General features: G+C 47.8%; 9 protein-coding genes. 6 read left to right on the top strand and 3 right to left on the bottom strand.

All coding sequences use genetic code 11. The features are described 5' to 3' along the window. Positions 1-115: 115 nt before the first annotated feature. Genes metQ through metN form a run of 3 tightly spaced genes read right to left on the bottom strand, consistent with a single transcriptional unit; the run spans position 116 to position 2,642 of the window. Positions 116-946, bottom strand: coding sequence for a methionine ABC transporter substrate-binding lipoprotein MetQ (metQ, locus tag ACTHY5_RS09765; RefSeq protein ID WP_441879146.1), 831 nt, complete (start codon positions 944-946; stop codon positions 116-118). Between the two features lie 18 nt (positions 947-964). After that, positions 965-1,618 (bottom strand): methionine ABC transporter permease, encoded by a 654-nt coding sequence (locus tag ACTHY5_RS09760; protein ID WP_441879144.1) that lies wholly within the window; start codon positions 1,616-1,618, stop codon positions 965-967. Beyond that, positions 1,599-2,642, bottom strand: coding sequence for a methionine ABC transporter ATP-binding protein MetN (metN, locus tag ACTHY5_RS09755; protein ID WP_441879142.1), 1,044 nt, complete (start codon positions 2,640-2,642; stop codon positions 1,599-1,601). The genes ACTHY5_RS09760 and metN overlap by 20 nt, the downstream gene beginning before the upstream one ends. 299 nt (positions 2,643-2,941) lie before the next feature. On the opposite strand from metN, the gene ACTHY5_RS09750 reads away from it, so the two are divergent. The 6 genes from ACTHY5_RS09750 to gmhB are packed head-to-tail and all read left to right on the top strand — an operon-like array spanning position 2,942 to position 9,497. Further along, entirely contained in the window at positions 2,942-3,961 is a 1,020-nt protein-coding gene (locus ACTHY5_RS09750; RefSeq protein ID WP_441879140.1) for an ABC transporter permease subunit, read from the top strand. Beyond that, positions 3,954-5,021, top strand: coding sequence for an ABC transporter permease (locus tag ACTHY5_RS09745; RefSeq protein WP_441879138.1), 1,068 nt, complete (start codon positions 3,954-3,956; stop codon positions 5,019-5,021). Before ACTHY5_RS09750 ends, ACTHY5_RS09745 begins: the two co-directional genes overlap by 8 nt. 18 nt (positions 5,022-5,039) lie before the next feature. Continuing rightward, the gene (locus tag ACTHY5_RS09740; protein ID WP_441879148.1) at positions 5,040-6,842 is read left to right on the top strand and encodes an extracellular solute-binding protein; all 1,803 of its coding nucleotides are present in this window, start codon (positions 5,040-5,042) and stop codon (positions 6,840-6,842) included. A gap of 23 nt (positions 6,843-6,865) precedes the next feature. Further along, positions 6,866-7,846, top strand: a complete 981-nt coding sequence (locus tag ACTHY5_RS09735; RefSeq protein ID WP_441879137.1) for an ABC transporter ATP-binding protein — start codon at positions 6,866-6,868, stop codon at positions 7,844-7,846. Further along, complete coding sequence (locus ACTHY5_RS09730) at positions 7,843-8,907, top strand: ABC transporter ATP-binding protein (protein WP_441879135.1); 1,065 nt, start codon at positions 7,843-7,845, stop codon at positions 8,905-8,907. The genes ACTHY5_RS09735 and ACTHY5_RS09730 overlap by 4 nt, the downstream gene beginning before the upstream one ends. A 32-nt stretch (positions 8,908-8,939) precedes the next feature. Next, complete coding sequence (gmhB, locus tag ACTHY5_RS09725) at positions 8,940-9,497, top strand: D-glycero-beta-D-manno-heptose 1,7-bisphosphate 7-phosphatase (RefSeq protein WP_441879133.1); 558 nt, start codon at positions 8,940-8,942, stop codon at positions 9,495-9,497. Positions 9,498-9,606: the final 109 nt, after the last annotated feature.

Raw genomic sequence — 9,606 nt, 5'->3', positions numbered from 1 at the left:
GCCCCCATGGAGGGGTTTACGGCGAGTCGAGCGGAGTAGCGCGCTCTGCCTGACTACTCCTCAAACATCAGCAAAAAAATGTGGCTTCAAGCTGATCACTCCCGAAGGGCTTGCTTTACCAACCTTTAACGACACCGCCTTTAAATAGCTCTAATGCTGCTTCATAGACTTCTTTACTTTGAAATGCTTTTACAAAGTCTTGAATACGCTCATCATCTTGGTTGTCTTTACGTGCCACAATCAAGTTGGTGTAGGGTGAGTCTTTGTCTTCTACAAACAAGCTATCGCGGTTAGGCAATAAATCAATTTGTGATGCATAAGTAGTATTGATCACAGCAAATGTGACATCTTCTAGGGAGCGTGGTAGCTGTGGCGCTTCTAACTCAATAATTTTAAGATCTTTCGGGTTAGCGGTAATATCCAATGGCGTTGCAGCCAAGCCCGCATCAGCGTCTACTTCAATGAGCCCTTGCTGCTCTAACAGCAACAAAGTACGACCTAAGTTAGTGGGATCGTTAGGCACAGCGACTTTAGCGCCATTTTCTAGTTCATCCAAAGACTTAATCTCTTTTGAGTAAGCAGCTATTGGATAAACAAAGGTTTTACCTACCGGCACGAGTTCATAACCACGATCGGCAATTTGCTTATCAAGGTAAGGTTGATGCTGAAAGGCATTAATATCTAGGCTGCCATCGCTCAGTGCCACATTAGGCGTCACATAGTCACTGAACGCCACTAGCTCAACGTCTAAGTTATACTGCTCTTTGGCCACTTTAACGGCGACTTCTGTGACTTGTTCTTCGGCGCCAGAAATAACACCCACGCGCAGTGGTTTAAGCGGCTCCGCTTTTTCTGAAGCGGCTGTGTCTGTTGCTTGCTCACCGCAAGCGGTTAAGGCTAGTGCTAATACACTGGCGGTGGTTAATGCTTTAAAGCCCAGTTTCATAAGTAACTTCCTTTTTAATTAACGATTATCTACATAAGCGACTAAACGCTCGCCAACACTTTGAATAATTTGCACTAATATCACTAACAGCACCACAGTAATCAGCATGACTTGTGGGTCGAAACGCTGATAACCATAACGAATACCCACATCCCCTAGGCCACCGCCACCAATAGCACCGGCCATCGCAGAATAGTTCACTAAGGTGACCAAGGTAATAATAATGCCATTTAACATACCGGGCAGAGCTTCGGGCAAGAGCACCTTGGTAACAATTTGTAAGCGTTTGGCACCCATTGCTTGTGCAGCCTCAACTAGGCCTGCAGGCACTTCCATAAGTGCACCTTCCATTAATCGTGCCACAAAGGGAATAGCGGCGACAGTTAAGGGCACTACGGCGGCAAGGGTACCAATACTGGTCCCCACTACGAAGCGGGTAAAGGGAATAATCGCGACCAGTAAGATAATAAAGGGAATAGAGCGGCCAATATTGACCACTGAACCTAATATTTTATTAAAGGCTCGGTTTTCCCAAATTTGTCCGGGCTTACTCACATGTAAAGCAATACCAAGCGGTATGCCTAACACGCAAGCAATAATGCCAGAACCAAAGGTCATGAGTAAGGTTTCCCATGTTGCTGATAACAGCAAATTAATCATGGCGTCGGACATAACCCAGTACCTCTACTTGAATCTTATGATCTTGCAAATAAGCCAGTGCGGCTTGTGTTTGTGTGGGTTCACCTTCGAGCTCGGCCAACATAAAACCAAACTTTACTCCACCGGCATATTCCATGTCGGCGCTAAGAATACTGACATCTACATTTAGCTCGCGGCTTAAAATCGAAATTAACGGGCTGTCTACGGTGTCACCACTAAAGCCCAAACGAACTAAGGGCAGGGTGTCTGCAAGTGGCTCGCTAACTAAGCGCTGTTGATATTCTTCAGGAATATCTAAATTAATAGTCGAGGCAATAAAGCGTCGTGCTAGGTCTGTTTTAGCATTAGCAAAAAACCAAGCCACATCCCCTTGCTCAACCAGCTCGCCGTCGTTAATAATGGCGACTTTGTCGCAGATACTTTTCACTACCTGCATTTCGTGGGTAATTAACAGTATGGTTAACCCAAGCTTGCGGTTAATGTCTTTTAGCAGCGTTAAAATCTGCTGAGTGGTTTGCGGATCCAGTGCTGAGGTCGCCTCGTCACACAATAATACCTTAGGGCTAGGTGCCAGTGCTCGGGCAATGGCCACTCGCTGCTTTTGCCCACCCGATAATGCATTAGGATAGGCGTCGCCACGGTGGCTTAATCCGACTAAGGCTAATAACTCACTAACACGCTGTTTAATCGCGGCTTTGTTCATGCCGGCTAGCTCAAGAGGTAAGGCGATATTCGCGAACACGGTACGAGACGACAGCAAATTAAAATGCTGAAAAATCATCCCTATATTGCGACGCGCGGCGGGAAGTTGGCTATTATTGAGTAAGGTGAGGTCTTGGCCATCAACAATAACGGTGCCCTCTGTTGGGCGCTCTAGCATATTTACACAGCGGATCAGCGTGCTTTTACCGGCCCCAGATTCGCCAATAACCCCCATAATATGGCCAGATGCGACTTCTAAATTAATATTACGCACAGCATGCACAGCATGTTCGCCTGCACCGTAACGTTTACTGATATTGGTTAGCTTGATCATCGGAGGATGAGCCTTTGCGATATGGTTATCCACTACCTTAACAGGGCAGTGCAGATATAAGTCATGCGAACATGGCTAATAGCAGAGAATGCTAAGCCGTCCAGATGGCTGAGTCAATGTTAAAGTTTATTCGCGTAGCGTGAGGTGCGCATGAGGCCGCCATCTTGCTTATCAGTCGGCACTTGGGATAGGGTGAAAATAGCTTTATTTTTGTGTTGTGTCTCTTTTTAGAGCGTTGCTAGGTAGACTTATTACTGAATGTAGCAAGTGTTATTCAAGGACCGAATTTAAGGAAAAACATGGGCCAGTATTTTCTGCGTCGCTTATTGCTGCTAATACCCACCTTTTTAGGGATTACTTTGGTGGTGTTTGCGCTAACCCGCTTTGTACCGGGGGGGCCGGTGGAGCGCATGCTAATGGAAAGTCAAATGGCCAGCAGCGAGTTTAGCCAAAGCTCTCGTGGCAGCCAGGTATTATCATCAGATCAAATAGACGAGCTAAAAGCCTTTTATGGCCTGGATAAGCCAGTGTTTATCGCTTACTGGGAGTGGTTGGGTAAACTGGTGCGGCTTGATTTAGGGGATTCTACCCGTTACTACCTACCGGTATGGGAGTTAATAAAAGAGCGGCTGCCCGTGTCCGCCTTTTTTGGTATTAGCACTTTTATCTTAAGTTATCTGGTGTCTATTCCACTGGGCATCCTGAAAGCGGTTAAACACAATAGCCGCTTCGATAGTATTAGCTCTATGCTGATTTACGCCGGTTATGCACTACCTGCTTATGTGGTGGGCATTTTTTTACTAACGGTGTTTGCTTTTCAGCTCGACTGGTTTCCCATGGGCGGCTTTGTGGGCGATGACTTTTATTACTTAGACGGTTTTTGGCCAAAAACCTTAAATCTGTTCCATCATGCCTTTTTGCCATTAATTGCCTATGCTATTGGTGATTTTGCGGTACTCACCATGACCATGAAAAATAGCCTAATGGAAAATCTGTCGGCAGACTATGTACGCACTGCTGTGGCTAAAGGCTTGCCCTTTAATAAGGCCGTCACACGTCATGCGCTGCGCAACAGTATGATCCCGATAGCGAGTCACTTTGGTAATGTGATTTCAGTATTTTTTGCCGGCTCCTTTTTAATAGAAGTGATCTTTAATATCGACGGTTTAGGCCTGCTGGGGTATGAGGCCATAGTAGAGCGGGATTATCCGGTGGTGATGGGCATTTTGGCGGTCACCTCAATCATGATGTTGGTGGGTAATATTTTATCAGACATTTGTGTAGCGATAGTCGACCCTAGGGTGCGTTTTGATGGCTAGACTCTTTTCTGATCTAACGCATAAAAAGCTGCGCCGCTTTCGTAGTATTCGTCGCGGCTACTATGCCTTTTTGTTATTTATGTTGATGGTGGTGCTGGCGCTGACCGCAGAGTTATGGGCAAGCAACCGTGCCTTAATTGTTAAGTATGACGGTCAGTTTCATTTTCCAACCTATGGCGCTGTGATCACCGGCAATACCTTTGGCCTAGAATATCAATATGAAACTAACTATCGCGAGTTAAAAGCCCACTTTGCTGAACAAGCTAAGCATGCACCCACCGAGGATCACAATTGGGTGTTGCTGCCGATAGTCCCCTGGAGCCCGTTTGAGCAGGATTACAGTACCGAGGGCTTTCCTCCTACTGCCCCCAGCATCAGTCAGCAACATTATTTGGGTACCGATAGCTCGGGGCGCGATATTCTGGCGCGCTTGGTGTATGGCTTTCGCACCGCGGTTGGCTTTGCTTTTATTGCCTTAACTGCCAGCTATACCATTGGCGTGTTACTTGGCTGTATGATGGGATTTATGGGCGGCAAGTTTGACCTGTTTTTTCAGCGTTTTATTGAAGTCTGGTCTCAGGTGCCGTTTTTGTATGTCATTATGATTCTCGTGTCTTTAACTCAGCCCAACTTTATGCTGTTTGTCGGTATTAACGTCTTGTTTGGTTGGATGGGCATTACCTGGTATATGCGCACCCTGACGTACCGAGAAAAAGTACGCGACTATGTATTAGCCGCACGGGCGCAGGGGGCAGGGGCGTGGCGTATTATAGTGCACCATATTTTACCCAATACCATGGTGATGATAGTCACGCTGGCGCCCTTTACTGTGGTGGCTAATATTTCACTGTTAACGGCACTCGATTATTTGGGTTTTGGCCTAGCGCCGCCCACTCCCAGTTGGGGGGAATTGTTACGCCAAGGAGTGAATCACTTGGATGCACCTTGGATAGTGGCGTCTGTGGTGACGGCCGTGTCCTTAGTACTTATCACCGTTTCTTTTATTGGCGAAGCCATTCGTGAGGCATTCGACCCCAAACACTTCTCTCGTTATGAATAGGCAGGGATGCACACCATGATGAAAAAATTATGCATTGTTTTAACTGGCTGGCTGATGTTAAGCAGCGTTTATGCCGCCGAGTTACCCGCAGAGTTGGCGTGGCAGACCAATAATGAGGATCCTATTTTTGCCTCCTCTCAGGCCAAACGGGGTGGCGTGCTGAACGGTTGGCTGCTGAGTTTTCCTTTAACGTTTCGCACCGTCGGGCCCGACTCTAATACCTCATTTCGCTCTTTTATTCTCGAAAACCAACTGGGTCTTTATACGTTACACCCCGAAACTGAGCGGCCTATTCCGGCACTGGCCACTCACTGGGCCTTTGGGGATGACGATAAAACCATGTACTTTAAGCTAAACCCAGCGGCACAGTGGTCTGACGGCACGCCCGTAACCAGTGATGACTATGTATTTGCACTAAAAATGATGCGATCTGAGGTGATACGCGCTCCTTGGTATAACAACTACTTTAGTGAAGAAATTGTTGATGTGACCGCGTTTGATAAGCACACCTTATCAGTGACCGCCGGTAGCGCGAAAAGCCCACGAGAATTACTGAATACTTTGGGGCTTGCGCCTCAGCCAGCACATTTTTATGAGCTTACTGACGACTGGGTTCGCCGTTATAACTGGGCGCAAGCACCGGTAACCGGCGCTTATGTCATTGATAAAGTAAAACGCGGGCGCTCTATCAGCTTTAAACGGCTAGATGACTGGTGGGGTAATGACCTTAAATACTATCGCCACCGTTTTAATGTTGATGAAATTCGCCTTAATGTGGTGCGGGATATGAACATTGCCTATCGCCACTTTTTACGTGGCGATATCGACACTTTTGGGTTGATTTTGCCCGAGTGGTGGCATGATAAAACCGATACCTCTGAGTATCGCAATGGGCTTATTAATCGCATTTGGTTTTATAACGATATGTCCCACGGCGCCCAAGGTTTTCATTTAAATACCGCCCACCCTAGATTAAGTGATGTGCGGATACGCAAAGGTATTGCCCATGCTCTTAATATGCAGCGGATGTTAGATACTATACTGCGTGGTGACTATGAGCGTATGAATACCTTTGGCATTGGCTATGGTGACTTTATCGACACCGATATTCGAGCCCGCAGCTTTGATATTAAACGTGCTCGTGAGCTATTTGCTGAGGCCGGTTATAACCAACAAGGTCCTGGCGGCATTTTGCGTAATAGTGCAGGCGACACTATGAGTTTGGCGGTGACTTACACCACTCAAGAACATACCTCGCGACTGGCTATTTTGCGCGAAGAAGCCCGCAAGGCGGGGTTAGATCTGCAACTAAACTTGGTGGATGGCGCAACCGGCTTTAAAGCCATGCTTGAGAAAAAGCATCAAGCCGCTTGGTTAGGCTGGGGCGGCGGCGGGCTGTATCCGCAATACTGGGAGTTTTTTCATTCTGCTAACGCGGATAAACCGCAAACAAATAACTTGTTTAATATCAGTGACGAGCAACTAGATGCACTGATCACGCAATATCGCATTACCATGGATTTAGATGACAAGGCCACGCTGTCACGTCAAATACAGCGCCGAGTCCATGAGCTGGCTATCTTTATCCCCGGTTATCAGGTGCCTTATACCCGCGAAGCTTACTGGCGGTATGTGAAACTGCCCGAGACAAAAGGTACACGGCATTCGCCTTCTTTATTCTGGCCCATGGAAGGCGCGCCCTATAGTACAGGTGGTTTATTTTGGATTGATGAGGCGCTAAAAAAAGAAGTGAAATCAGGTAAGGCCCGCTTTGAGCCAGTGCTAGAGATAGATGAAACCTGGCGGACAACAGCTCAGTAATGGCACCGCAAGAGGTTAAGCAAATGGACCCCCTATTACAGGTTGAGCATTTAGCCGTTAGCTTTGCCACCGAAAATGGACAATTTCGAGTGGTGGACGATGTGAGCTTTTCATTGGCTGGCGGTCAAACGCTGGGGCTAGTGGGAGAATCAGGCTGTGGTAAAAGTGTGACGGCACTGAGTTTACTTGGACTGCTTCCTAGACCGGCAGGGGAAGTGGTTGGAGGGCGAGCCCTGTTTCAGGGGCAAGATTTATTGAGCTTAACCGCCAAACAACGCTATGCCGTACGCGGTAATAAAATAGCCATGATCTTTCAAGAGCCTATGACGGCGCTCAATCCGGTGCATACCGTAGGGCGGCAGTTGATGGAAGTTTATCAACTGCATAAACCCAATATGAGCAAACGCCAACAACAGCAAGCCGCCGCCGATATGCTCACTCAGGTAGGCATTCCCGAAGCTAAGGCAAGGCTAACAGCCTACCCCCATCAATTATCGGGAGGCATGCGCCAACGGGTAATGATTGCCATGGCACTGGCCTGTGAGCCCGACTTACTGATTTGCGATGAGCCGACCACAGCGCTTGATGTCACCATTCAAGCGCAAATTTTGCACCTTATTCAAGCGCTACAGCAAAAAACCGGTATGGCGGTATTGTTTATTACCCACGATCTCGGCGTAGTGGCACAAATTTGTGACCAAGTACTTGTTATGTATGCTGGGCGCAGTGCTGAGCAGGCCGATGTGCTCACCTTATTTGAACAGCCGCTGCACCCTTATACCCAAGGACTATTGTCGGCAATCCCACGTCTCGATCAACCCAGTAAAACCCAACTGCCCACCATAGAGGGCCAAGTTCCTTCATTAGAAGCACTGCCTACTGGCTGTCGGTTTGCTAATCGCTGCGCTTATATGACGCCTGCATGTGAGCAACAACCCGACAAAACGGTGGCGGCGACTGGGCATAAGGTGTGGTGCCATCACTGGCAGGAGTTAACCCCATGAGCGCTAAGCCCAACCAAATGACACCCACTTTACTCAAGGTAGAGCAGTTACAACAACACTTTACACTAGGTGGTGGCTTACTAAGACGGGGGAAGACGTTATATGCTGTGGATGGGGTGAGTTTTGAATTAGCCCCAGGGCAAACGTTAGGACTAGTGGGGGAATCTGGTTGCGGTAAATCGACGCTGGCGCGTGCGGTACTTAAATTACACGAGCCCAGTGGCGGGCGCATTGTATTTAACGGCCAAGATATCAGTCAGTACTCTCAAACCGACATGCGCCCGCTACGTCAGCAAATGCAGATGGTGTTTCAAGACCCTCAAGAATCACTCAATGGTCGTCATACTATCGGCGCCATACTTGAAGAGCCTTTTGTGATTCACGGGTTAGGAACGGCGAGAGAACGACGCCAATGGGCGGCTGAATTACTAGCCCGAGTGGGGCTGCCTACTGCGGCATTGACGCGTTACCCACACGAGTTTTCGGGCGGACAGCGCCAACGCATTGGTATCGCTCGAGCCATGGCGTTACAGCCTCAATTATTAGTCTGCGATGAGGCTGTGTCGGCTCTCGATGTCTCGGTTCAATCGCAAATTCTTAATTTATTACTCTCGCTACAACAAGAATATCAGCTGGCGATACTCTTTATTGCCCACGATCTCTCTGTGGTTAAACATATTTCGGATCATATTGCTGTTATGTATCTAGGGCGTATTATTGAGCTAGCACCTGCTGAAGTGCTCTATCAAGCGCCAAAGCATCCTTATACCCAAGCGTTGCTGGCAGCCATTCCAAAACCTGATCCTCGTCAGCGCCAAGTACCTATTATGTTAGAAGGAGAACCGCCGTCACCGGCTAATCCACCTTCTGGCTGTCATTTTCGTACCCGTTGTCGTTATGTTGGCGAAATATGTGCTAATCAAGTCCCCACATTGGCGAGCGACAGTGATAATAGCGCTCATAAAGTGGCTTGCCACTTTCACCAAGCGATTAGCAGTGGCCAACGCTTGCCTCAATCTGCTGTTGGCTGTGATATTATTCCCACAGTTACCACGCCCTAATTTCATCAGACTTAAACCACAGGACACCTTTAATGAGCACAGCCGCAATTTTTCTTGACCGAGACGGTGTTATTAACCAAGACACTGGCTATGTATCTAAAAGAGATGATTTCATTTTTATCGACGGCGTAATTGATGCCATGAAATTACTAAAAGAAAAAGGCTATCAGCTGGTTATTATTACGAATCAGTCAGGTATTGCCCGAGGCCTATTTAGTGAAGATGACTTTATTCGCCTCACAGAATGGATGGACTGGTCACTCAGTGACCGAGGGGTAGATCTAGATGGCTTCTACTTCTGCCCGCATCACCCAAATGAAGGCAGTAGCGAACACACCCAAGCTTGCGATTGCCGTAAGCCCGCCCCTGGCATGTTCATTGATGCCATTGATGATCTCGGCATCAATGCTGGCGCCTCTTATATGGTGGGAGATAAGGTCTCTGATCTTCAGGCGGCTCAAGCAGCAGGTGTGGGTCACCTTACTTTAGTGCGAACCGGCAAAGCGATCACTCCAGAGGGTGAAACCTTAGCAGACGACGTATATCCATCACTGGTTGAATTTGCACAAAAAGTCGCCTCCTTGAGGTAATTTAGTGCACTTTGCTTTAAAACTGACCGCTTGATTCATTTTCTGTAAATAAGTCTTGCGTCAAATCATGGCTTCCCTATAATGCGCATCCACTGACACGGGGCAAGTC

The organism is Oceanisphaera sp., assembly GCF_052084945.1.
In the GTDB taxonomy this organism is placed as follows: Bacteria; Pseudomonadota; Gammaproteobacteria; order Enterobacterales; family Aeromonadaceae; genus Oceanimonas.
This window is presented reverse-complemented; position numbering and strand designations above follow the sequence as displayed.